This is a genomic window from Halomonas sp. YLB-10 (assembly GCF_003856855.1).
GTDB classification, from domain to species: Bacteria; Pseudomonadota; Gammaproteobacteria; order Pseudomonadales; family Halomonadaceae; genus Halomonas; species Halomonas litopenaei.
Genome location: NZ_RRCU01000002.1, coordinates 240,000 through 263,372, shown reverse-complemented (window position 1 = coordinate 263,372; position 23,373 = coordinate 240,000). Strand labels below are relative to the sequence as shown.

The 23,373-nt window shown below is 64.8% G+C and carries 17 protein-coding genes; 7 read left to right on the top strand and 10 right to left on the bottom strand.

Annotated elements, in window-relative coordinates; genetic code table 11:
- Positions 1–492: 492 nt before the first annotated feature.
- The 5 genes from dctP (at position 493) to EBB56_RS05065 (ending at position 7,622) form a co-directional block, all read left to right on the top strand.
- The gene (dctP, locus tag EBB56_RS05085; RefSeq protein ID WP_083970293.1) at positions 493–1,662 is read left to right on the top strand and encodes a TRAP transporter substrate-binding protein DctP; all 1,170 of its coding nucleotides are present in this window, start codon (positions 493–495) and stop codon (positions 1,660–1,662) included.
- 93 nt (positions 1,663–1,755) lie between these two features.
- A complete protein-coding gene (locus tag EBB56_RS05080) occupies positions 1,756–3,951 on the top strand; it encodes a TRAP transporter large permease subunit (protein WP_124803220.1) in 2,196 nt (731 codons plus the stop codon).
- 292 nt (positions 3,952–4,243) lie between these two features.
- On the top strand, positions 4,244–4,633 hold the full coding sequence (locus EBB56_RS05075; RefSeq protein WP_108132478.1) for a DUF4168 domain-containing protein: 390 nt from the start codon (positions 4,244–4,246) through the stop codon (positions 4,631–4,633).
- Positions 4,634–4,995: 362 nt separating this feature from the next.
- A complete protein-coding gene (locus EBB56_RS05070; RefSeq protein WP_124803218.1) occupies positions 4,996–6,894 on the top strand; it encodes a DUF294 nucleotidyltransferase-like domain-containing protein in 1,899 nt (632 codons plus the stop codon).
- Between the two features lie 5 nt (positions 6,895–6,899).
- Complete coding sequence (locus EBB56_RS05065; protein WP_045992020.1) at positions 6,900–7,622, top strand: 3'-5' exonuclease; 723 nt, start codon at positions 6,900–6,902, stop codon at positions 7,620–7,622.
- A gap of 109 nt (positions 7,623–7,731) precedes the next feature.
- On the opposite strand, the gene EBB56_RS05060 is transcribed toward EBB56_RS05065, so the two are convergent.
- From EBB56_RS05060 to EBB56_RS05015, 10 genes are all read right to left on the bottom strand, one after another.
- A complete protein-coding gene (locus tag EBB56_RS05060; protein ID WP_124803216.1) occupies positions 7,732–9,402 on the bottom strand; it encodes a BCCT family transporter in 1,671 nt (556 codons plus the stop codon).
- Positions 9,403–9,747: 345 nt separating this feature from the next.
- Entirely contained in the window at positions 9,748–10,602 is an 855-nt protein-coding gene (locus EBB56_RS05055; RefSeq protein ID WP_124803214.1) for a glycine betaine ABC transporter substrate-binding protein, read from the bottom strand.
- A gap of 106 nt (positions 10,603–10,708) precedes the next feature.
- Positions 10,709–11,542, bottom strand: a complete 834-nt coding sequence (locus EBB56_RS05050) for a proline/glycine betaine ABC transporter permease (RefSeq protein ID WP_045992040.1) — start codon at positions 11,540–11,542, stop codon at positions 10,709–10,711.
- 5 nt (positions 11,543–11,547) lie between these two features.
- Complete coding sequence (locus EBB56_RS05045) at positions 11,548–12,750, bottom strand: glycine betaine/L-proline ABC transporter ATP-binding protein (protein WP_045992017.1); 1,203 nt, start codon at positions 12,748–12,750, stop codon at positions 11,548–11,550.
- A 361-nt stretch (positions 12,751–13,111) separates the two neighbouring features.
- A complete protein-coding gene (locus tag EBB56_RS05040; protein WP_124803212.1) occupies positions 13,112–14,242 on the bottom strand; it encodes a PQQ-dependent sugar dehydrogenase in 1,131 nt (376 codons plus the stop codon).
- A gap of 121 nt (positions 14,243–14,363) precedes the next feature.
- On the bottom strand, positions 14,364–15,239 hold the full coding sequence (locus tag EBB56_RS05035; RefSeq protein ID WP_045992015.1) for an AEC family transporter: 876 nt from the start codon (positions 15,237–15,239) through the stop codon (positions 14,364–14,366).
- Between the two features lie 16 nt (positions 15,240–15,255).
- Positions 15,256–17,517, bottom strand: a complete 2,262-nt coding sequence (locus EBB56_RS05030) for an FUSC family protein (protein ID WP_124803210.1) — start codon at positions 17,515–17,517, stop codon at positions 15,256–15,258.
- The gene (locus tag EBB56_RS05025) at positions 17,517–18,380 is read right to left on the bottom strand and encodes an efflux RND transporter periplasmic adaptor subunit (RefSeq protein WP_124803208.1); all 864 of its coding nucleotides are present in this window, start codon (positions 18,378–18,380) and stop codon (positions 17,517–17,519) included. Before EBB56_RS05025 ends, EBB56_RS05030 begins: the two co-directional genes overlap by 1 nt.
- Entirely contained in the window at positions 18,381–18,599 is a 219-nt protein-coding gene (locus EBB56_RS05020) for a DUF1656 domain-containing protein (protein ID WP_108132484.1), read from the bottom strand.
- An 88-nt stretch (positions 18,600–18,687) separates the two neighbouring features.
- Positions 18,688–19,623, bottom strand: coding sequence for a LysR family transcriptional regulator (locus EBB56_RS05015; RefSeq protein WP_124803206.1), 936 nt, complete (start codon positions 19,621–19,623; stop codon positions 18,688–18,690).
- Positions 19,624–20,318: 695 nt separating this feature from the next.
- Between EBB56_RS05015 and EBB56_RS05005 the strand changes: the two genes are divergently transcribed.
- Positions 20,319–22,196, top strand: a complete 1,878-nt coding sequence (locus EBB56_RS05005; RefSeq protein WP_124803634.1) for a ligand-gated channel protein — start codon at positions 20,319–20,321, stop codon at positions 22,194–22,196.
- Between the two features lie 168 nt (positions 22,197–22,364).
- On the top strand, positions 22,365–23,348 hold the full coding sequence (locus EBB56_RS05000) for an ABC transporter substrate-binding protein (protein ID WP_260425294.1): 984 nt from the start codon (positions 22,365–22,367) through the stop codon (positions 23,346–23,348).
- Positions 23,349–23,373: the final 25 nt, after the last annotated feature.

Sequence of the window (23,373 nt, the reverse complement as noted above, 5' to 3'; positions counted from 1 at the left end):
GGCAGGGCGAGCGCCCAATCATGATGCCCTATCCCGCCTCCCTCAAGGAGGGGATTGCCAAGCGTTGCTCTCGTGCTTTGGTCGTAGGTCGTGGAGGGAGAGTGAGATTGGTCTGACCACGCCGATGCTTGTTTTTGCGCAGTTTATAGGCGAAATGGCCGCTGGTCAGACCAATAATGCAGACAGGTTGCGTTGAATGGGGCCGTTGGCCGCCGGGGGCCTTTTCGCTAGCTTTCTTTTCGATGACGCCCCGGGAGGGGGACGCCTCGCTTGCATCGAAGCGATGTCCCGTTCATGCCCCGAGGAGGTCCTCGCAAGGACGCGCACGGGCAACGCCCGGCTCAAGAGCGCAGCGGCGCAAATCGCTTGCAACAGGTGGGCCTAGCTTGCGGCGAAAGTGCCTCGAGCGCTCATGACGATGCCATGGATCGACAACAACAACACACCGGGTGCGGCAGATCGAGACCGCACCGATCCACCAGGAGTTATGCCATGTCCCGGCTAGACAAGCCCCAGCAAGACCTTGATACGGCCTCGCCAACGGCCTCCCTGTCCGAACGCATCGCGACCCCGGACCGCCGCCGCTTTCTGAAGGCTGCTGCGGTTGGTTCCGCCGCCGCGGTGGCGGCACCCTGGGTCGGCAACGTCCAGGCTCAGCAGGGCATCCGCATCCGCATGCAGTCATCCTGGCAGCCCGGCACCACCGGCTACCGCATCTTCGAGGAGTGGGCCGCCGGCGTCGCCGAGGCCACCAGCGGCGAGGTCACCATCGAGCCGTTCCCGGCCGGAGCCGTGGCCGGTGCCTTCGAGGTAGCCGACGCGGTGCGCAACGGCGTGCTCGACGGCCAGAACTGGTTCACCGTCTACTGGCCGGGCAAGATGCCCGCTGGGGTCTTTCTCACCGCCTATCCCATGGGCCTGTCGGTACCCCACCAGTGGGACATGATGTTCGGTGCCTACGGCGGTTTCGGCATCGCCAAGGACCTCTACCGCAAGCAGGGTCAGGAGCTGCTGGGCTACGTCCACCACGACCTCAACCTGATCCATTCCAAGGTGCCGCTGAGAAGCTTCGATGACTTCGAAGGGGTGAAGATCCGCATGCCCGGCGGCATCGTCGCCGAGACCTTCGCCAAGATCGGTGCGCGTACCACGCTGCTGCCGGGCTCCGAGGTCTACCCGGCGCTGGAGAAGGGCACCATCGACGCCGCCGACTACACCGGTGCGGCGGTCAACTTCGAGCTGGGCTTCTGGCAGGTGACCGACTACATCATCATGGGCCCGCCCTCGACTCCCTGTCTGCACCAGGCGGTCGACCTGATGGATATCGCGGTCAATCGCCGGGTCTACGAGCGCATGTCCGACCAGACCAAGGACCTGATGCATGACCTGGTCGCGGCCTACTCCCGCGAGCACTACGCCGCCATCCAGAAGGCCAACGCCGAGGCCTGGCCCAAGTACCGCGAGAAGGGCGTCGAGATCATCCACCTGTCAGAGGACGACGCCGACCGCTTCCGCGACGCCGCGATCCCGCTGTGGTTCGAATGGGCCAACAAGGATCCGGACGCGGCCAAGCTGTTCCGTGCCCACCTCAACACCATGCTCGATCCGTCGGTGGCACTGATCACCGAAGAGGACATCAAGGACTTCGAGCTCAACGCCTAGGCCTGCACGTGTCGACCGGGGCGACCCGGTCGACGTCGATGAATATTCCGTGGTCGCCTGGCGAAACGCCTGGCGACCAGCGGAGGAGCGTCAATGAATCTACAGATTGATTTCGTTCTGCCGCACTGGCTCTATTGGGCGGTGCTGGCAGGACTGCCGCTGATCGTGATGCTGCTGGTGGATCGAAGCTTCCGCCGGGGTGGCGAGGTGAGCGGTGGCGATACCGCCGAGACCCCCGTCGCGACGAGCGAGCAGGCCTACGCAGCGCCTGGCAATGTGGTGACCCGCGGCATCGACCGCATTTCCGGCTTTGCCGGGCGCTACGTGGCCTACTGGTCGCTGATCGCGCCCTTCGTGTTCACCTACGAGGTGGTGCTGCGCTACGCCTTCAACTCGCCGACCAACTGGGCTCACGAGTCGATGACCCTGATGTTCGGCATGCAGTACCTGCTGGCGGGTGCCTTCGCGCTGCGCGAGGGCGGGCATGTGCGCGTCGATATCCTCTACCAGCGGGCGGCGCCGCTCAACAAGGCCGCGCTGGACCTGGTCACCTCGATCTTCTTCTTCATCTTCACCCTGGCGCTGTTGACCACCGGCTGGCGTTTCTTCTCGCAGTCGGTCAGCGACGTCTGGTGGTTCGGTGACAGCTACGCCAACGAGGTGTCCTTCACCGAATGGGCGGTGCAGTACTTCCCGGTCAAGTTCATGCTGTTCTTCGGTGCCTTGCTGCTGCTGTTGCAGGGGATCGCGCAGTTGATCAAGGACCTCCAGGCCTATCGTCACCACCGCGAGCACCACGAAGGCTCGACGGTGTTTGCCAGCATTCTGGTGGTGCTGGCGGTGATCCTCGGCGCCTACACCATCCACGAAATCGTCAATATCGCCCTGACCGACTACGAGAGCCTGGCGCTTAGCCTTGAGAACTCGCTGTCCACGGTGGGTATCGGCGCGCTGACCCTGTTGATGTTCGGCACCCTGATGGTGGTGCTGGTAGCGGGGCTACCGCTGGCCTTCGTTACCGGCGGTCTGGGGGTGGTGTTCCTCTACCTGGTGGGCGATCAGCACATGCTGAACCTGATGCCTTCGCGCATCTTCCCGATGATGACCAACTACCAGCTCTCGGCCATTCCGCTGTTCATCTTCATGGCCTCGGTACTGGAGAAGGCCGGCATCATCGAAGAGCTGTTCGATGTGGTCTACAAGTGGATGGGCGGTCTCAAGGCGGGCCTGGCGATCGCTACCATCATCGCCTCGACGCTGCTGGCCGCCATGGTCGGGGTGATCGGCGCGGCGGTGGTGACCATGGGCCTGATCGCGCTGCCGGCCATGCTCAAGCGCAACTACCAGCCTGAGATCGCGCTGGGATCGATCATGGCCGGGGGCACCCTGGGTATCCTCATCCCGCCGTCCATCCTGGCCATCATCTACGGCGTCATCGCCCAGCAGTCGGTGGGCGAGCTCTACCTGGGCTCGCTGATTCCTGGCCTGTTGCTGGCCGGCATGTACGCCTTCTACTGCTGGCTAAGGGGCACCCTGAACGTCAAGGTGGCGCCGCCGATGCCGGAGGAAGACCGGGTCTCCACCGCCGAGAAGCTGCGCCTGCTGCGCAATATGCTGGCGCCTATCGCCCTGGTGTTGCTGGTGCTCGGCATCATCTTCACCGGGGTGGCGACCCCGGTGGAAGCGGCGGGTATCGGCACCTTCGGTGCGCTGGTGGTGGCGGCGATGCACAAGCGGCTGACCTGGCCCAACCTGCACGCCGCCTGCATGACCACCCTGGTGGCGACCGCCATGGTCATGTGGATCATCTTCGGTGCCAGCATCTTCGTCGGCTTCTACATCCTGCAGGGCGGCCAGACCTTCGTGCAGGAGCTGATCGCCGGGGCAGGGCTTGGCCCCTACGCGGTGCTGGCGCTGATGATGGTGCTGCTGGTGGCGCTGGGGATGTTCCTGGACTGGGTCGGTATCCTGCTGCTGGCGGTGCCGATCTTCGTACCGCTGATCAAGGGGCTGGACTTCACCGGGGTATTTGGCCTGCCCGGTGTGGACCCCGCCGACGTCTCGCTGTGGTTCGGGGTGATCTACCTGGTCAATATGCAGATGTCCTTCCTCAGCCCGCCGTTCGGCTATGCGCTGTTCTACATCAAGGGGGTGTGTCCGCCGCATATCACCATGGGCCAGATCTTCCGTTCGTCCTTTCCCTTCCTTGCGCTGCAAGCGGTGGGCCTGCTGCTGGTGATCATGTTCCCGGCGCTGGTCACCTGGCTGCCCAACCTGGCCTACGGCTAGTCGGGCGGTGTCATGACAACGCCTCCGGCCGACTTGGCCGGAGGCGTTTTTGCAAGATGTTCAGCAGTGGCAGGCAACACGCCTTTTTCGGTGCTTCGCCGAAGAATTGCGTGGCGTATCATGACGCTTATCCCCATGGCCTGCCGTGGCCTCTGGCGGTTGTCGCCGACCGGCGACGCGGAGGCGAAAATGGCTTGCATTTCGTAACACGATTGTGGGGAACCCTCATGCAACTGCGTCGTCACACTGTGCGAGCGATTGACGAATTCTCAACCACCTCCTGGAGGACTTCATGCAACGATTCACCGCCCTGATCACCGCCGCCCTGCTTTCTGCTGGTCTGATGAGCGCCACCGCCCATGCCCAGGAAGCAAACGCGCAGGCGTCAGGCAACGCTGACGTCGAGGCTGCCGCTCAGGCGCAGAATTTCTCTGATGCCCAGCTCGAGAAATTCGCCGACGCTTCCAAGGAGATCGCCGCGATTTCCCAGGACTACACCCAGCAGCTGCAGGAAGCCGAAGGCCAGCAGGCCCAGCAGGATGTGCGCACCGAGGCCAACCAGAAGATGGTCGAAGCCGTCCAGCAGAGCGGGCTCGAGGTCGAGACCTTCAACGCCATCGGTCAGGCTATCCAGCAGAACCCGGACATGATGAAGCGCGTACAGGAGATGGCGCAGTCGTGAGCTGACCGCCGCTCTCGCCAGTCAAAGAGACTGGCCGCCTAGATCGACGCCCGCCGCCCTCGAGGTCGGCGGGCGTTGTTGTTTGCAGTGCTGAAGATGTTTGCACAGGGCGAGGATTCGAGCGGCCGGTCGGGTGTGAAGTCGTGATCAACGAAGGATGGGTCGGTCATCAGGTCGCAGTGTCAGCAATGCCTGGCTCTCCGTGCCACGCTCGATGGCATCTGCGGCGTTTGGCGAGAGGCCGATCAAGATACTGCTAATGCTTTACAGCCGCTGGCCTCGGCTCCATGCTTCCGAGAGTCAGAGGGTGGGGGACCAGGGAGCGTCCTGCTGCCAGCCACGGCGACCGCGCGGAGGACACCATGGAAGCGGAACTGTTGGAAATCAGCCAGCATATGGGGCGCTTTGCGCCCTTTGACGGGCTGTCGGAGGAGTTGCTGGACGAGGTCGCCGGGCAGGTGCAGGTCAGCTACTTCAAGGCCGGCTCGTCCATTCTCGAGCTTGACGCCGTGCATCAGGAGTTCTGCTACATCCGCAGCGGCGCGGTGGAGGTCACCCGGCGCAACGGAGAGCTCTACAACCTGCTGGGGGAGGGCGACATCTTTGGCCACTTCAGCCTGCTGCGCCACAGTCGCGTGCGCTTCCCGGCCAGGGCGCTGGAAGACAGCCTGATCTACTTCATCCCCGAGGCGATGTTTCACCAGCTGTGCGAAGCCGACGAGCAGTTCGCCGAGTTCGTCGAGGTGGATCGCCCACGGCTCGAGACGGCGGTGGAAAGTCAGCGCAAGAACAACGACATGATGGTGACGCGGATCCGCAAGCTGCTGACCCGCTATCCCGTCATGGTCGAGGCGCGAGCCACGGTGCAGGAGGCGGCGCGCCAGATCAGCGAGTCCCAAGCCTCGGCGGTGCTGGTGCTGGACAAGCCCGAGAACAACCCGCGCTACACCTTCAAGGATAGTGAAGGTGGCTACTGGCAGGTCACCGGGATCCTGACCGACAGCGACTTTCGCACCAAGGTCGTGGCCGAGGGGCTGTCGCCGGATACTCCGGTGGGTGAGGTCGCCGGCCGCCGCCTGATCGCGGTGCAGTCCGACGAGTCGGTGCAGGAGGCGATGCTGTGCATGTTGCGCAACAATATCCACCACCTGCCGGTGATGCACCGTCGTTCGCCGGTGGGCATCGTGCACCTCTCCGACATCATTCGCTACGAGACCCAGAGCAGCCTCTATCTGGTCAGCAATATCTTCCATCAGCCGTCGGTGGAGTGTCTGGCCAAGCTGGCGCCGGACGTCCAGGCCGCCTTTGTGCGCATGGTTCACGACGGTGCCGACTCGCAGATGGTGGGCAAGGCGCTGTCGACCATCGGGCGCAGCTTCACCCGACGGCTTCTGGAGATGGCGGAAGAGGAGCTCGGGCCGCCACCGGTGCCGTACTGCTTCATGGCGCTGGGCTCGATGGCGCGCAACGAGCAGAGCATCGTCACCGACCAGGACAATGCTCTGGTACTGTCCGATGACTTCGATCCAGCGTTGCACGACGAGTACTTCGCGACCATGGCCAAGCGGGTCAGCGATGGCCTGGCCGCCTGTGGTTATACCTACTGCAAGGGGGACGTGATGGCCACCAATCCGAAGTGGCGCCAGCCGCTGTCGGTGTGGAAGGGCTACTTCACCGAATGGATCGAGCGGCCGTCACCGGAAGGGCTGCTGCACAGCTCGATCTTCTTCGATCTGGACACGGTCCACGGTGACAATCCGCTGGTGGAGGAGTTGCAGGACCTGGTCGCCACCAAGGCGTCGAAGCACAAGCGCTTTCTTTCCGCCATGGCGCGTAATGCGCTGAATCGGACGCCGCCGCTGGGCATCTTCCGCACCTTCGTGATGGAGAAGGACGGCAAGCACAACAACTCGATCAATCTGAAGCGTCGCGGCACGGCGCCGATGGTGGACCTGATCCGTATCCATGCCCTGGCCTGCGGTTCCCGCGCCCAGAACAGCTTTGACCGCCTGGACGATATCGATCGCACCCAGTTGCTGGCGCCCGGGGTCAGTGACAAGCTGCGCTACGCGCTCGAGTTTCTGTCCATGTCGCGGATTCGTCACCAGGTCATCGATCTGGAGCACGAGCACGAGCCCGACAACAATATCGAGCCGGAAAACGTCTCCAGCGAGGAGCGACACAATCTCAAGGATGCCTTCCAGGCGCTCAGCAACGCCCAGAAGTTCCTCAAGTTCCGTTATCCCCTTACCAGCAGGTAGCCGCCATGCCGTTGCTTCGCCCCAAGACTCGCTCGGCGCCGGATTGGCACGACTACCTGGTCGCCCGACGTCAGAAGAGCCGCCAGCAGGCGCTGGTGGACTTCTTCGCCGGGGCCGACCTGTCGCCGATCCTGCCGATTCAGGAGGCGCCGCTGATGGCACTGGACCTGGAGACCACCGGGCTCGATCCCAGGCGTGACGAGATCGTCTCGATTGGCCTGGTGCCCTTTTCGCTGTCGCGTATTCGGCTCGCCGAGCGGCGCTACTGGGTGGTGCGTCCCCATCGCACCCTGAACGCCGAGTCGGTGACCTTTCATCACATCACCCACGCCGATATCCAGGGGGCTCCGCGGATCGAGGAGGTGCTCGCCGATGTCTTCCGCGCCATGGCCGGCCACCTGCTGGTGGTGCACTTTCGCCATATCGAGAGGTCCTTTCTGGACGCCGCGGTACGAGCGGCCTGGAAGGAGTCACTGAGCTTCCCGGTGATCGACACCATGTCGCTGGAGGCGCGCATCCACCGTCAGTCGACCATGGCGCGCTTTCGTCGCTGGATGGGCCGACCACCCAGGTCGATCCGCCTGCACGACAGTCGGCTGCGCTACGGGCTACCGCATTATCATGGCCACCACGCCCTGACCGACGCCATCGCCACGGCGGAATTGCTGCAGGCGCAAGTAGCCGGCAACTACGGCCCGGAGACGCCCATCGGCATGCTGTGGAGCTGAATAAGGGAGTTGAGCTGCCCGTCGATACGTCAGCCATCTCGCCAAAAGAAAAGCGGCAGCCCGAGGGCTGCCGCTTTTTTCATGCACTTGCTGTCTGCACAAGGCTGGCCTAGACCGCCTTGGGCTCGCTCATCAGGCCCTTGATGATGGCGTAGCAGGCCACCAGCAGCACCAGGGTGAACGGCAGCCCGGTCGAGACCGCCGCCGCCTGCAGGGCGGTAAGACCGCCGCCCAGCAGCAGGGCGATGGCGATGGCGCCCTCGATGATGGCCCAGAACACGCGCTGCGGCTTGGGTGCGTCGACCTTGCCGCCGGCGGTGATCGAGTCGATGACCAGCGAACCGGAGTCCGAAGAGGTCACGAAGAACACGATGACCAGCACGATGCCGATGAAGGAAGTGATCGAGGCCAGCGGCAGCTCGCCGAGCATGGCGAACAGCTTGAGCTCGAGGGCGGCGTCCTGGACGCCCTGGAAACCATCGGTGATGTACTGCTCGATGGCGGTACCGCCGAAGGAGGTCATCCACAGCACCGATACCAGGGTCGGGACCAGCAGCACGGCGGTGAGGAACTCACGCACGGTGCGGCCACGGCTGACCCGAGCGATGAACATGCCGACGAACGGAGACCAGGAGATCCACCAGGCCCAGTAGAAGGCGGTCCAGCCCTGAACGAAGTTGGCGTCCTCGCGACCGAAGGGGTTGGACAGCGCCGGCAGCTCGGCCAGGTAGTGACCCAGGTTGGTGAAGAAGCCGGTGGCGATGGCCAGAGTCGGGCCCACCAGGATCACGAACGCCAGCAGCAGGAAGGCCAGCACCATGTTCACCTGGGACAGGCGCTGCACACCCTTCTCGACGCCAAGCATGATGGAACACAGCGCAACGCCGGTAATGCCGGCGATCAGCAGCACCATGGTGGTGTCGGTATTCGGCGTACCGAACAGCTCGTTCAGGCCGGCGGCAGCCTGAGAGGCACCAAGCCCCAGCGAGGTGGCCAGACCGAACAGGGTGGCAAAGACCGCCAGGATGTCGATCAGGTGGCCCGGCCAGCCCCATACGCGCTCGCCCAGGATCGGGTAGAACACCGAGCGCATGGTCAGCGGCAGACCCTTGTTGAAGGCGAAGATAGCCAGTGACAGGCCGACGATGGCGTAGGCCGCCCAGGGGTGCAGACCCCAGTGGAAGATGGTCGCCGCCATGCCGAGATCGACCGCGGCCTGTTCGTCACCGGCGGCGGCGCCCAGCGGAGCCCAGTCGGTACGTATGCCGTTTTCGCCAACCGAAGTGCCCCCGAGCGCGGTGGAGAAATGGGTCATCGGCTCGGACACGCCATAGAACATCAGACCGATGCCCATGCCGGCGGCGAACAGCATGGCAAACCAGCCCATGTAGCTGTAGTCGGGCGTGGCCTCGGCACCACCGATGCGGACCTTGCCCAGCGGGGTGAAGATCAGTACCAGTGCCAGCAGCACGAATACGTTGCCGCCGAGCAGAAAGACCCAGGACAGGTTGCTGGTCAGCCAGCCACGGATGCCATTGAAGAACGGCTCGGCGCCGCCCTGAAAGGCCAGGGTCAGGATCACGAAGACCAGGATCAGCAGCGACGAGACGGTGAACACCTTGCCGTGCAGGTCCACATCCACGCCGAAGGACTTGGTGACGATATTGTCCTGACCGATAACGTAGTCGGTATCGATCAGGTTGGCTGGCCCCTCCGGGGCCGGTACTCCTTCACTACCGGTATCGGCAGATGAAGGCTTGTGGTTGGGGTCTTTTTCCACGTGCGATCTCCCTTGCGTTTAAAAATGGTAACTGTGGCGTCACGCCATCGACTCGGAGCGGGGTCGCGGCTGGCTCGCCTGTCATCGACACCGTACGGTCCAGCCTGCCTGAAGTGTGGCCTGCCTGAGCCAGCTTGCCAGTTGTGCCGTCAACGGCATCTGTTCGAAGGCCGCCCGGGCACGTCTGGGTCAGCTTGCCACGATCGTCCGAGACCCAAGGTTCTGCCGGCGACCGCTTGCACCGCGTGGGCGACGCAGGTGCTGGCCGCAACGACAGCAGGGGCGCCCCGGGGCACCCCTGACCATTGCCACAGCATCATGACAGTGGCGTGGCATCTATCGGACTCAGGCTTCGCCGAGCCACTCCTTGACCACGTCCTGGTTGTCCTCGACCCACTTCTGGGCGTTTTCGTAGGGATCGGTGTCGTCTTCCTGATTCATCAGCATGACTTCACCCATCATTTCCGTGGTCCACTCGAAGTTCTCGAGGATGGCGTAGGCCTCCGGCATGTCCTCTTCGAGGCCCTGACGGACGATGGTGTGGATCTGTTCGGCACCACCGTAGACGCCCTGGGGGTCCTCGAGGTACTTGAGGTCCCAGCGGGCGAACATCCAGTGCGGGGTCCAGGTGGTGACCACGATCGGCTCGCCACGGTCGATGGCGCTTCCCAGTGCGGCGGTCATGGTGGCGCCGCTGCCGGTGCGCAGGTCCAGGTCGAGCTCGTAGGCGTCGACCACTTCCTCGGTCAGACGCATCAGGCCGGCACCGGGATCGATGCCGATGATCTCGCCGTTGAACTGGTCGGCGTGTTCATTGAGCTCATCAATCGAGTCGACCTCGGAATCTGCCGGGACCGCAAGGCCCAGCTTGGTGCCGTCGAGGTTGACGCCGGCATCGACCAGCTGGTCCTGGAGGCGCGCGTAATAGTCCTCGTGGGTGGTCGGCAGCCAGCCCGCGAGCAGAGCGTCGGCGTCGCCGCTGGCGACGGACTGCCACATGGCCGCGGCAGACAGTGCGGAGGTCTCGACCTCGTAGCCGGCCTGTTCGAGCACAGCACGAACCACGTTGGTCGACGCCACGGTGGACGACCACTCGACGTAGGCCAGGTGCACGGAGCCCTTGTCCTGGGCGTGAACACTGGTGGCGGCGGTGCTGATGGCCAGGGCCAGACCGAGAGAACGAGTTGCCTTGGGTGACATGGTGCGACTCTCCTTGCGATAAGAGGTATTAGCGTGAAGCAGGCGACAGTGTCTTGCAAATGCCGCCCCGCGGGCTCCCCCGGCCGAGGGAGCCCGCGTCGAGCGTTTACTGCTTGCGCTCCTTGCGCAGGGACTGGGTCAGGCGATCCAGCAGCATCGCCAGGATGACCACCGCGATGCCGGCCTCGAAGCCATCGCCCGGACGCAGTCGCTGGATGGCTCGCCAGACCTCGCTGCCCAGGCCATCGGCGCCGATCATGGCGGCGATCACCACCATCGACAGGGCCAGCATGATGGTCTGGTTGATGCCGGCCATCACCGTCGGCAGCGACAGCGGCAGCTGCACCTTGACCAGCTTCTGGCCGCGGGTGGCGCCGTAGGCATCGGCGGCCTCGATCAGCTCCACCGGTACCTGGCGGATGCCCAGGGTGGTGAAGCGAATGGCCGGCGGCATGGAGAAGATCACGGTGGCAAAGATCGCCGACACCGAGCCGATACCGAAGAACGGAATCGCCGGGATCAGGTAGACGAAGGCCGGCATGGTCTGCATGAAGTCCAGCACCGGCATGATCAGACGATAGAGTCGATCGGACAGCGCCGCGGCGATACCCACCGGCAAGGCGATGACCACCGCCACCAGGGTGGCGATGACCACCAGGGTCAGGGTCTCGATCATCGGGTCCCACAGATCGAGGTTCCAGATCAGGCCAAGGCCCAAGACCGCGCCGATGGCGAGCCTGGGGCTTGCCATCTTCCAGCACAGGCCGGCGATGATCAGCAGCAGGGCCCAGTCGGGCAGCCACATCAGGGCGTCATTGAGACCGTCGATACCGGTCTGGGTAATCCGCGAGATGCCGCGGGTGACGGCAGAGTATTCGGTGGTCAGCCAGCTCAGGCCGGTTTCGATCCAGTCACCGAGGGGAATGCGAGGAATCTCGATCGCCATTAGTGGTCTCCTGCCTGTGCCAGTTCATCCAGTACCGCGCCCTTGACCACCACGCCCAGCAGGCGTCGCTCGTCGTCGATGACGGCGATGGGGAAGCTCTTTTCGTTGAACAGCGCGAACAGATTGTGCAGCGGCTCGTCGGGACCCACGGTGCGGAAGTCCTGGGTCATCACGCTATCCAGTCGGTCCTGTCCGCTCTGGATGGCGCTGTTGGCGGCGTCGGCCTCGACCAGTCCCTTGAGCTTGCGATCGCGGCTGGTGACGTAGATCGAGTCCATGGCGTTTTCTTTCATCTTGCGCAGTGCGGTACGCGGGCCGTCGTCCTCGCGGGCGGTCGCGCGCACCGGGCGCATGGCGCTCTCGGCGGTCAGCACCCGGGACATGTCGACGCCCTCGATGAAGCGCTCGACGTAGTCGTCGGCCGGCTTGGTCAGGATCTCCTCCGGCGTGCCGATCTGCACCACCTCACCGTCCTTGAGCAGGACGATGCGGTCACCGATGTTCAGCGCTTCGTCCAGGTCGTGGGTGATGAACACCGTGGTCTTCTTCATGCGGTGCTGGAGTTCCAGCAACTCCTGCTGCATATCCTTGCGGATCAGCGGGTCGAGCGCCGAGAAGGCCTCGTCCATCAGCAGCACGGTGGAGTCATTGGCCAGCGCCCGGGCCAGGCCGACACGCTGCTGCATGCCGCCGGACAGCTGATTGGGGTAGGCGTCTTCCCATCCGTTAAGCCCGACCTGGGTCAGGGCGTCACGGGCGGTCTTGGCGCGGGTGTCGGCGTCGATGCCGCGAATCTCCAGCCCGAATTCCGCGTTCTGCTGCACGGTACGGTGGGGGAACAGGGCAAAGTTCTGGAAGACCATCGAGAAGTGACGGCGGCGGCACTCCAGCAGTGCCTTGTCGGAGAGCTGCGGAATGTCCTCGCCGTCGATGATGATCTCGCCTTCGGTGGGCTCGATCAGCCGGTTGAGGCAGCGGATCAGGGTCGACTTGCCCGAGCCTGAGAGGCCCATGATCACCAGCAGTTCGCCTTCATGGACGTCGAAGTCGATGTTCGACAGGCCCAGGGTCTGGCCGGTCTTGTCCAGGATTTCAGGACGCTTGAGCCCTTCATCGCGTAGCTTGAGTGCCTTCTTCGGCTGGTCGCCGAAGACCTTGCTCAGCCCGCGAACCTTGATCTTGACGGATCGGTTCTCGCTCATGGGTAGGGGTGCCTTGTTGGGTTGCGTAAACACGTCCAGCCGGTCGAACGATGAAGGTCGACGTCACGTGCATCCTGGCGTCGGCGTTCATCGTCCAGCGCTGGCGCGGCTGCGTCAGGGGCGGCACTCCTTGCCGCATCCCCACGGCTGAACAGCATGCCAGCTTTCACCGTTGAGGCGCAGAAAGGTGCAATACCCTAAAGGTCTTTGAAAGATCATTCAAATTCAGCATGGGCGCACGTTCACTGAATCGAGAAAGCCCCGGTGGGTGCGGTATTGGGTAGAAGTGGGGGAGAAGCCCATGCCGGAACGGCATGGGCAAGGGGAGTTATTTTCCTGTCGCGCTCCGTATCGGCGCCGCTCAGCGCACCCGCGTCAGCCGGATCAGACGACCGGGATCGCTGTCGGTCAGCAGGTAGATGGCGCCGTCGGGGCCGAGCCGCACGTCGCGGATGCGGCCGACCTCGCCATCCAGCACCACCTCGCGCTCGATGATGCTGTCGCCCTCGAGGCGCAGGCGCAGCAGTCGCTCGCCGCGAAGCCCGCCCGCCAGCAGATCGCCCTGCCAGGCGGGAAATTCTTCACCGCTGACCACGGCGAGCCCGGACGGCGCAAAGCGTCCTTCGAACACATGCACCGGATCGCGCATGCCCGGGGCACTGTCGACGCCCAGCGGCAGGTTGGTGGCGTAGTCGCGTCCGCGGGTCACCTCGGGCCAGCCGTAGTTCTCGCCGGGCAGAATACGATTGAGTTCGTCGCCGGTGCGCGGGCCGTGCTCGGTCGACCACAGGGTGCCGTCGGCAGCCTGGGCAAGGCCTTGAGGGTTGCGGTGGCCGATCGAGTAGACCTCGGGGGCCGCGTCATCGTCGAAGCCCGGATTGTCCGGCGCGGGATCGCCGTCTGCGGTCAGCCTGAGCAGGCTGCCGGCGTGGTCTGCCGTGTCCTGGGCGCGGCCTTTGCTGACGCCGCGATCGCCGATGGTCAGCCACAGCAGGCCCTGGTCGTCGAACAGCAGGCGGCCACCATAGTGGCGGCCTGGCGTGGAAAAGCGATTCTGCACAAAAATTGGCGTTATCGCGCCCAGGGCGTCGTCCTCGAATCTGACCCGTGATACCGCCGTGGCGTCGTCCGAGTCGCCGTCCTTGCCGGGCTGCGCCCAGCTGAAGTAGAGCCAGTCGTGGGTGCCATCGCCGAATTGCGGATGCAGCGCCAGGTCAAAGAGCCCACCCTGGCCGCGGTGTGAGACCTCCGGCAGGCCGTCGAGCCTCTGGACATCACCGTTATCCACCAGCGCCAGGGTCCCGGGCTGCTCGGCGACCAGCATGCGCCCATCGGGCAGAAAGGCCAGCGACCAGGGGGTGTCCAGCTCATCGGTGATCAGCTCGAGCGCGACCGGGTGATGAAGCCCCGGTACCTGCTCGGGCAACGACGCCGCCTGGGCGCCTGTAGGCAATGACAATGTCAGCAGGGCGAGGAAAAGGCTTCGCAACATGGAGACTCCGCACGGCAAGTATGGGTTTCCGGTGGCGGACCGCTTCCCAGTCCCGGGCATGCCGAGCGGCGATGGCGTGACAGGTCGGGGGAGACGCTTTTCCTGCCAAGGTCAACACGCGTTACAGCAGCAGCGCCAGCAGCACCGGTAGATAGATCAAGGATAGCAGTGTGGAACAGAACACCAGGCTCGCCACATAGGCGGGCTCGCGTTGGGACTTCTGGGCAAACAGATAGTTGAACACCGCCACCGGCATGCTCATCTGCAGCACCAGGATTGCCAGTGCCATGGGGGGCAGGTCAAGCCAGATGCCTATGCCCCAGGCCACGCCCGCCGCCAGGGGGATGCGCAAAAGGCTGAACCAGACACCCGAGCGCAGGCTTCTGACCTGGATGCTGGCCAGCGACACCCCCAGGGTGATCAGCATCAGCGGCACGGTGAAGCCTGAAATCAGATCGACGCTGTTCTGCAGCCACAGCGGCAGTTCGGTGTCGGTGAACAACAGCGCGATGGAGATCAGGATGGCGTAGACCGTGGGCGTCTTGACCAGCGACTTCAGCGGATTGCCACGACTGGCCAGCATGGTGCCCAGGGTGAACTGGAACAGCGACACCGTCACCATCACCGTGATGCCGAAGGCGAAGCCAGCCTCGCCGAAGGCGTAGAGGATCACCGGTAGCCCCATGTTGCCGGTGTTGGGGTACATGGTGGGAGCCAGCAGCACCCGCCAGTCCTTGCGCAGCACCAGCGCCAGCACGAAAGCCAGGGCGGCCATGGCGCACAGCACCAGGGCGGCCGCCAGCATGGTGCGACCGAAGCTCGAGGCGTCGATCTCGGCACCCGCCAGCGAGGCGATCACCAACGCAGGCGTACCGATGTTGAACACCAGTTTGGTGACGAAGGCCACCGGATAGTCGAAACCGCGGCGGATCCAGAAGAATCCGAGACCGGCGCCGGTGATCACCGGCGCCATCACGGCGAAGAGTTGGGCAAACATGCGAGGATCTATCTCCTTATCGGTCGACACCCGGGGCCTTGGCACCCTGTCGGTCTGGAGTACGCTGCCGGCCAGCGACGCCGACGGCAGGCGCGGCTTGCCTGGCCTGTCGAGAGCGATCGGCCTGGCGCTCCAGCGACATCGTCAAGCGCTCGATCAGGCCCGCCATCAGCCGGTATTCGGCGCTGTCATTTGTCTGTCGTTCAAGCGTCCGCAGCAGCCGGTTGCCGTATTCACGAGCTCTATCTGGTGCGTGGCCTCTGGCGCTGGCGCCGTAGTCGTCGGCGAGGGCGGCGGCAAGGTCGTCAAGGGCGAGGTCGAGCGCGTCACTGCGCCCGCCCAGGCGCCGCCGCAGATTGAGGCTGGCGTAGCCAAGGTCCAGCCCCACCAGGCCCAGCGAAAATAGATAGCGGCGTTCTTCCGGGAGACTGTCGTCGTGATGGGCGAGCCTGAGTAGGCGGTCCGCCATGGTACCACCGAAGCGTGACTCGGCTTCATGCAGGCTACGCCGGTGAAGCCCGTGGAGGTCGCCTACCGTGGCGCTGACCAGCCGGCGCTTGCGAATGGTGGTGGGGAGTCCTGGCGCCAGGCGAAAGGCCATCACCACGGTGGAGAGCCCGAGCAGCAGGGCGATAGCGCGGCCGAGAAAGCCATCGATGGAAAAGTCCATGCCATTGCCGGGCATGGTCAGCAGGATGTTGCCGATGGTGAAGGCCAGGCAATAGCCCATCAAGCGGGGGTTGGCGGCGCCCAGCAGACCAAGGAACAAAGGCGGCATGAACACCAGCGCGAGGGTGACAAAGTCGTTGGCCTGGGCCAGCAGTACATGGCCGAACAGCAAGGCGCTGGGCACCGCCGCCAGCATGCCCTTGAGGAAGGTGGCGGCGACCGCTGCCGGGTTGTCGCGGGTCGCGAAGAAGGCCGAGAACAGGGTGCCGACCAGCATCGCGATCTGACCATTGTCCCAGGCGGTGTAGCGCCAGACGATGGCCAGCAGGGCGAACACCAGCCCGGCTCGCAGTCCGTTGAGGGCGGCTTCCAGATGATCCCGGTGAAAGGCCAGCGCCGGCGCCTTGAGGCGGCGTTTGCCGGGGGTGTGGATCGCCTCCCGCGCATCGAGGATGACCAGAGCGTGGCCGAGGGCCTCGCGCAGGCCGAGATGGATGCGCCGTTGCAGCAGCGCCTCTGGTGACTCGGTAGTGCGTGTCGGTGCGGGATCGCTGGTGATGGGCCCACTGGCGCTGCGCCCGCACCGGGCTGTGGTTTGGCCTGGGGTCTGGTCCGAGGCCAGGTCTGGGGCCAGGTCTGGGGCCTGGTCTAAGTCCGGGGCTATGCCCTCGTCCAAGTCTGCGGCCATGCACTGAAGGGCCCGATGCCTGAGCGCCTGCAGCCGCTGGCGGGCCTGGGCCACACCGCTGCCCTCGGCGCTGCGGCGCAGGTCACTGGCCATGTCCTCGATCAGGCGTCGGGTGGACGATGGCAGCTCGCCGCCGTGGGAGCGCAGCAGTTGCTGCAGCGCGTGGAGGATCGCCAGCAGGCGGGCGGTGCGCACCGTCAGCACATGGCTGGCGCGTAGCCGGCCGATGCCTTCCGGGCCTTCGTAGCGTGCCGCCTGACTGTCGGTTTCCAGCTGGGTCAGGGGTTGCAGACTGGCGGTCAGGGTGGCTTGCAGGGCAGCGATATCGGCGCTGTTGTCCAGGCGCAGGGCGCCGTGCAGGAAGGCCTGATTGACCACCTGATCGGCCAGGCCGGCGAGATGATCACGGACCTGAATCGGCCACAGCAAGGCGCTGACCAAGGTGGCGCAGATGGCCCCCAGCGCCAGCTCCGACAGGCGCGCCACGGCCACCGCGAACAGACCCGTGGGGGCGCTGGCGGTGATGACCACGATCAGCATGGCGGTGACGGCCGCCATGATGCAGCCGAAGGAGGCGTTGTTGCGGGTCACCGAGGCGGCGTAGGCGCACAGGATGATCCAGGCGGTCAGACAGATCAGTGCCGGTGTCGGCGACTGCACGAACAGCGACATGATGGCGATGCCGGCGAGGCAGCCGACGACGGTGCCGGTGATCTGGCTGATGCCTTTCTCCAGCACCATGCCGCTCATCGGGCGGATCTGCAGAAAGGCGGCGGAAATCAGCGCCCAGTAGGGACGATCGAGGTCGCACCAGAGAGCAATGTACAGCGCCAGGGCCATGGCCAGGGTGGCCTTGATGGCGAACTTGACCGCACTGGCCGGCGGCGTCAGGTAGGCCTGCCACCATACCGAAAAAGGCATCAGCGAGGCTCGGGCCGGACCCGCACCGTGGCGGTCATGCCGGCGCTCAGGTCGAGGTTCGTCGGCACCTCGTCGAGGGCGATGCGTACCGGGATGCGCTGGGCCAAGCGCACCCAGCTGAAGGTGGGCTCGACCTGGGGCAGCAGCTGGTCGTTGGGGGTGGCGTTGTCATTGGCGATGGCTCGTCCAATGCTGTCGACGTGGCCATCCAGCTCGAGGTTGCCGCTCATCAGAATGACCTTGGCCGGATCGCCCACCGCCAGGGCAGGGCGCTTGGTCTCCTCGAAGTAGGCGGTGACGTAGTAGGAATCTTCCACCACCAGCGCCATGACCGAGGTGCCCCGATTGACGTAGTTGCCCTGAGTGAGCTGGAGGTTGATCAGGTGCCCCGAGGCCGGGGCGGTGACCTCGGTGCGCTCCAGGTCCAGGCGGGCGCTGGTCAGGTCACTGCGGGCCTGGTCGAGGGCGGCGGCGGCGACATCGCGGTCACGATTGGCGCTTTCGCGATTCTCGGCGCTGATCGCCTGGCGGCTGAGTTGCTCTCGCCGCGACGCCTCGTGTTCCTTCAGTGCAAGCTCGGCCTCACGCTGGGCGACGATGGCAGAGGCCTTGGCCAGGGCGGCCTGGTAGCGAGCATCGTCGATACGAAACAGCACCTGGCCTTTTTCCACGTGGTCGTTGTCGTCGACCGCAAGGGCGATCACCCGGCCCGACACGTCGGGGGCCACGGTGATGATGTCGGCGCCGACTCGGGCGTCACGGGTCCAGGGGCTGTACAGATAGTAGCGCCACAGCCACAGTCCGGCCGCCACGGCGGCGGCGACCACCGCCAGGGTGATCAGCACGCGCAGGGTCTTGCGCATTCAGGCGCCTCCGCTGGCAAGCGCACCCCACCAGGCGACCCCGGCGGTGCACAGAACGAAAAGAGAGGTGTCCAGCCACGCCTCGTACCACAGCCGAGAGGTGCCGCACAGGCGGTGCAGGGCGAAGCGTAGTACTGCGGCGAGCAGCAGTCCGATCAGGGCGTAGACCAGCAGTGGGCTGAAATAGATACCGCCAAGCGCGACTTCCTTGAGCGCCATGCTGGGCCTCCCCGGGATTCAACCGTGCGGTTGTGAATCGTGTAACCGAGACCAAGCGTAGCAAACATGCAAGCAAGGCGGGAGGGGCTCACCCCGCCTGACGGCGGGGCAGGGCTGTGGTCTCCAGGGCTCGCCAGGCGTCCGGCACGGCGTCGCGCAGATGGTCGAGCAGGGCGCTGACCTTGCGCGGCTGATGGCCGAAACCGTAAAGCAGGGTCACCGGCAGCGGTGCCAGCGACCAGTCTTCCAGGCAGCGCACCAGTTCGCCGGGGTGATGGCGTTCGCGGGCTTCGGTGGTCCACACCGGCAGGATGCCGAGCCCGCGTCCCCGGGCGATGGCGTCGATATGCAGCATCGACTGGTCGACGCGAAAGCGTGACGCCGGTGGCTGGAAGTGCACCGTGCCGCCGTGACGGTGGGACAGGGTGATGCCGCCCTGACTGTCGCCCATCAGGTCGATCCATGCGTGATGGCCAAGGGCGTCGGGAGCCTCCGGGGTACCGTGCTTCGCCAGATAGTCCGGATGAGCGTAGATGCCGCGCTCCAGCGCGCCGAGGCGCTCCTGGCGCAGGTTGCCCTCGTCGGTTTCGCCAAGCCATACGCAGATGCCCTGGAAGTCGGGATCCCGTGGCGCCGTTTCGCCGGTGCTCAGCGTCAGGCGTATCGCCGGATGACGTTCCAGAAAGGTCTCCATCACGCCGCCCAGCCAGCTTCGCGTCAGGGTGCGATGGGCTTCGACATGAAGCTCGCCGCTGACGTCCTCGCGCAGGCTGTCCAGGGTGCGCTGACCCTGTTCGGCGAGTTCCAGGATTTCCCGACTGATCACGTAGTAGCGCTGTCCGGCCTCGGTGGGCAGGAGCTGGTTGGCCTGACGCTTGAGCAGCGGCTGGCCCAGCCGCGACTCGAGCTGGCTGATTCGCCGGCTCAAGGTCGACTTCGCCAGACCCAGCTGGATGGCGCTCTGGGTCAGGCTTCCGGTCTCCATGACGCGGTTGAAGGCAAGCAGTTCGTCGAGATCTGGCATGGCATCACGCAAGCGGGAAGAGGGGCAACACGAACCGCCAGTATGCCACGGGATCGTGCGGATGAAAATCATTCTCCCTTGTGCTGACAGCCTCTACCGCATGCCAGCCGTGCACTTCCTGCGCGTGGAGCGACGCAAGCCGGGAGGGCAGGCGGGCAAGGCGAGTAGGGGCGGGCGAATCAGGCAGGAAAGCAGGTAAGGCAGGCAAGGCAGGCAAGGCAGGCAAGGCAGGCAAGGCAGGCAAGGCAGGCAAGGCAGGCAAGACAGGCAAGACAGGCAAGACAGGCAAGACAGGCAAGACAGGCAAGACAGGCAAGACAGGCAAGACAGGCAAGCCAGCTTCGGGAGGGGGTTGCGAGAGTTGCAACGTCACGTTCACGAGCAATTGTGCAACTTTAATGGAAGAATCTAAATGATAAATATTCACATTCGTTGTTATGCGCAGGTCGTCTCGACCCAGGGCGGCGGTCCTGAAACGCCAGCCATTGCGCGTGCCACCGGGTGGCTTGCCACCCCTTTTCGGAGTCATGAAGAAGATGTTGCCTCAGCGCTTGTCAGCTCAACCCCTGTCATCTCACAGCCTGTCACCTCGTTCCCTGTCGCTTCACCCTCTGTCGCTTCACATTCGCCGCCTGGCGGCGGGGCTGTCGGGGATCGCCCTGTGTGGCGCAGTGCCGGCGCTCGGCGCCGAAGACATGGCGCTTGATGACGTGGTGGTCACCGCCTCAGGCTTCGATCAGAGCGTGGCCGATGCGCCGGCCTCGATCAGCGTGGTGACCCGGGAGGATCTGGAGAAGCGCTACTACCAGGACGTCACCGACGCCCTGCGTGACGTGCCCGGGGTGATCGTCACCGGCGGCGGTGGTGGCGACAACGGCTACGACATCAGCATGCGCGGCATGCCCGCGGAGTACACCCTGCTGCTGATCGACGGGCGCCGTGTCAGTACTCGTGAGACCCGCCCCAACGGCAGCGCCGGCTTCGAGCAGGACTGGCTGCCGCCGCTGCAGGCCATCGAGCGCATCGAGGTGGTGCGTGGTCCCATGGCCACCCTGTACGGCTCCGATGCCATCGGTGGGGTGATCAACGTCATCACCCGCAAGGTGGCCGATGAGTGGCACGGCAACCTGCAGCTCGACACCATGCTGCAGGAAGACAGCTCGTCCGGCGACAGTCGCCAGGCCAACTTCTATACCTCCGGTCCGCTGGTCGAGGGGCTGGCCGGGCTGACCCTCTACGGCCGTGCGACCCAGCGCGATGAAGACAATATCCTCTATGGCTACGAGGACAAGCAGGTCCAGAGCCTGACCGCGAGGTTGTCGCTGACACCCAGCGTCAACCACGACCTGGCGCTGGAGGCCAGTCGCACCGAGCAGCAGCGCGAGGCGCTGGTGGGCAACAGCGTCGATCCGGACGGTTGTCGTGGCGGCTGTGAGGACAGCTTCGACGACTACACCCAGGAGTACGTCGCCCTGACCCATACCGGGCGTTTCTCCTTCGGCACCAGCGAGACCTATGTCCAGCGCGAGGTGTCCGAGAACGAGAGCCGCGAGATGGAGATCACCAACACCAACGCCAAGTCGAGCCTGGTGGTGCCGCTCGGTGCCCATATCGTCACCGTCGGCGCAAGCTTCGAGGAAGAGGAGCTGGACGATCGTACCTCGAACCAGATCTCGGATCTCACCAATGTCCGCAACAGCCAATGGGCGCTGTTCGCCGAGGACGAATGGATGCTGCTCGACGACTGGTCGCTGACCGGTGGCGTGCGCATGGATCATGACGAGAACTACGGCTCCGAGATCAGCCCACGGCTTTACAGTGTGTGGCACATGACCCAGGACTGGACCCTCAAGGGTGGCGTGTCCACCGGCTATCGCTCGCCGGACCTCAGGGAAATCACCCCGGACTGGGGCCAGGTCAGCCGCGGCGGTGACGTTTACGGCAACCCGGATCTCGAGCCGGAGACCTCGCTCAACAAGGAGCTGGGCCTTCTCTATAACGGGGCTGGCGGGTTGTCGGCCAGCGCCACGCTGTTCCACAACGACTTCGACGACAAGATCACGCGGATCGAGTGTCCGGCCGACGTCTGTACCGACGGCCCCAACCAGTTCGGCAGCAACCCCACCTATCGGGTCAACGTCGACGAAGCGGTCACCCAGGGGGTGGAGCTGTCGCTGTCGACGCCGCTTGGCGACTCGCTCGAGCTGTCGGCGAGCTACACCTACACCGACTCCGAGCAGAAGAGTGGCGAGTACGAGGGCGAGCCCCTGACCCAGCTGCCGGAGCACGAGTTCTCGGCCAGTCTCGACTGGGAGATCAACGATCGCCTGTCCCAGTGGACCCGGGTCACCTACCGTGGCGACGAGAGTCAGCCCACCACCGGCCCGTCCCAGAGTGAAATCGTCGCGCCGGACTACACCTTCGTCGACACCGGCCTCGGCTATCAGTTGACCGACGCCGCCCGCGTCAACGTCGGCATCTACAACCTGTTCGATGAAGACATCGACTACGACGAGTATGGCTACGTCGAGGATGGCCGCCGGCTGTGGCTGGGCCTGAACGTCGATTTCTGATCCCTGGGGGACCAAGGGAAGAAATGGGAATGCCTGTCCGCCATGATCGAACGCATCGTTGCGCGAGCCTGGACGAGAAGGGCAGATATTCTCAAACGAGATTGATTACTATAAGCGTCAATAGTGATGCCCCGCCCCATTGCGGGGGAACCGACAAGGAAGATGAGCATGCGTGGAATGTCACCCCTGGCCCGAGGCGCCGTCGCGCTGGGCCAGAAAGTAGGTCCGGGGATCGGCCTGGCACTCGGACTCAGCCTGGTCACCCTGGGGGTGGCCAGCGCCCAGGAGGAACCTCGCGTCCTCGACACCGCCTTCGGTGAGGTCGAGATCCAGGGCCAGCCCGAGCGGGTTGTCACGCTCTACGAAGGGGCACTGGACACCTCCCTGACCGCCGGGGTGACGCCGCTTGGCGCGGTGGCGACCCGTGCCGCCGAGGACGTGGCCGACTACCTGAAGGATGAGGTGCCCGATATCCAGATCGTGGGCACCGCCGGCGAGGTCAATGTGGAAGCGGTGGTCGGGCTCGAGCCGGACCTGATCCTGGCTTCCTCGCGACTGTCCGAGGATACCTACGCGCTGCTGTCGCAGCTTGCTCCCACCGTGGTACCGGCGACCGAGGGCTTCGACCCCGAGGCCTGGAAGGACGAGGCGCGGCTGTTCGGCAGGGCGCTGGGCCACGAAGGCGAGATCGATCGCGCCATCGAGACGGTCGAAGCGCGCGCCGCCGAGCTCGCCGCTACCTTCGAGGCAGAGACGTCCCAGGACAACGCCTTCCTGATTCGCTGGATGCCCCAGGGGCCGCTGGTGATGTCCACCGAGCTTTTCACCACCGGCCTGCTCGCCGCCGCCGGCCTCGACGTCCAGGACGATCAGCTGGTGCCGCAGGGACGGCCCCACAGCGACCCGCTGAGCCTGGAGGCGCTGTCCCGGGTCGACGGTGACTGGCTGTTCGTCGCGACCCTGGACGCCAACGGGGCCGAGGCGCTGGATCAGGCGATGCAGAGCGACGCCTTCAAGCGTCTGGCGGTGGTCGGCAACGACCGTGTGGTGGCGGTGGACGGCCAGTTGTGGACCAGTGCCAGCGGTCCCATCGCTGCCCAGGCGGTGCTCGATGACATCGAGCAGGCCCTGGAGGGCGTCGTGACACCGTGAGTGCAGAGCACAGCTTACCCGCAGG

Coding starts and splice junctions, on each gene's coding strand:
- EBB56_RS05075 (WP_108132478.1), top strand. CDS start 4,244: ATGCAACGATTCACCGCCCTGATCACCGCCGCCCTGCTTTCTGCTGGT.
- EBB56_RS05035 (WP_045992015.1), bottom strand. CDS start 15,239: ATGTTTGCCCAACTCTTCGCCGTGATGGCGCCGGTGATCACCGGCGCC.
- EBB56_RS05025 (WP_124803208.1), bottom strand. CDS start 18,380: ATGCGCAAGACCCTGCGCGTGCTGATCACCCTGGCGGTGGTCGCCGCC.
- EBB56_RS05070 (WP_124803218.1), top strand. CDS start 4,996: ATGGAAGCGGAACTGTTGGAAATCAGCCAGCATATGGGGCGCTTTGCG.
- EBB56_RS05055 (WP_124803214.1), bottom strand. CDS start 10,602: ATGTCACCCAAGGCAACTCGTTCTCTCGGTCTGGCCCTGGCCATCAGC.
- EBB56_RS05030 (WP_124803210.1), bottom strand. CDS start 17,517: ATGCCTTTTTCGGTATGGTGGCAGGCCTACCTGACGCCGCCGGCCAGT.
- EBB56_RS05020 (WP_108132484.1), bottom strand. CDS start 18,599: ATGGCGCTCAAGGAAGTCGCGCTTGGCGGTATCTATTTCAGCCCACTG.
- EBB56_RS05065 (WP_045992020.1), top strand. CDS start 6,900: ATGCCGTTGCTTCGCCCCAAGACTCGCTCGGCGCCGGATTGGCACGAC.
- EBB56_RS05080 (WP_124803220.1), top strand. CDS start 1,756: ATGAATCTACAGATTGATTTCGTTCTGCCGCACTGGCTCTATTGGGCG.
- EBB56_RS05040 (WP_124803212.1), bottom strand. CDS start 14,242: ATGTTGCGAAGCCTTTTCCTCGCCCTGCTGACATTGTCATTGCCTACA.
- EBB56_RS05000 (WP_260425294.1), top strand. CDS start 22,365: ATGCGTGGAATGTCACCCCTGGCCCGAGGCGCCGTCGCGCTGGGCCAG.
- dctP (WP_083970293.1), top strand. CDS start 493: ATGTCCCGGCTAGACAAGCCCCAGCAAGACCTTGATACGGCCTCGCCA.
- EBB56_RS05045 (WP_045992017.1), bottom strand. CDS start 12,750: ATGAGCGAGAACCGATCCGTCAAGATCAAGGTTCGCGGGCTGAGCAAG.
- EBB56_RS05015 (WP_124803206.1), bottom strand. CDS start 19,623: ATGCCAGATCTCGACGAACTGCTTGCCTTCAACCGCGTCATGGAGACC.
- EBB56_RS05005 (WP_124803634.1), top strand. CDS start 20,319: ATGGCGCTTGATGACGTGGTGGTCACCGCCTCAGGCTTCGATCAGAGC.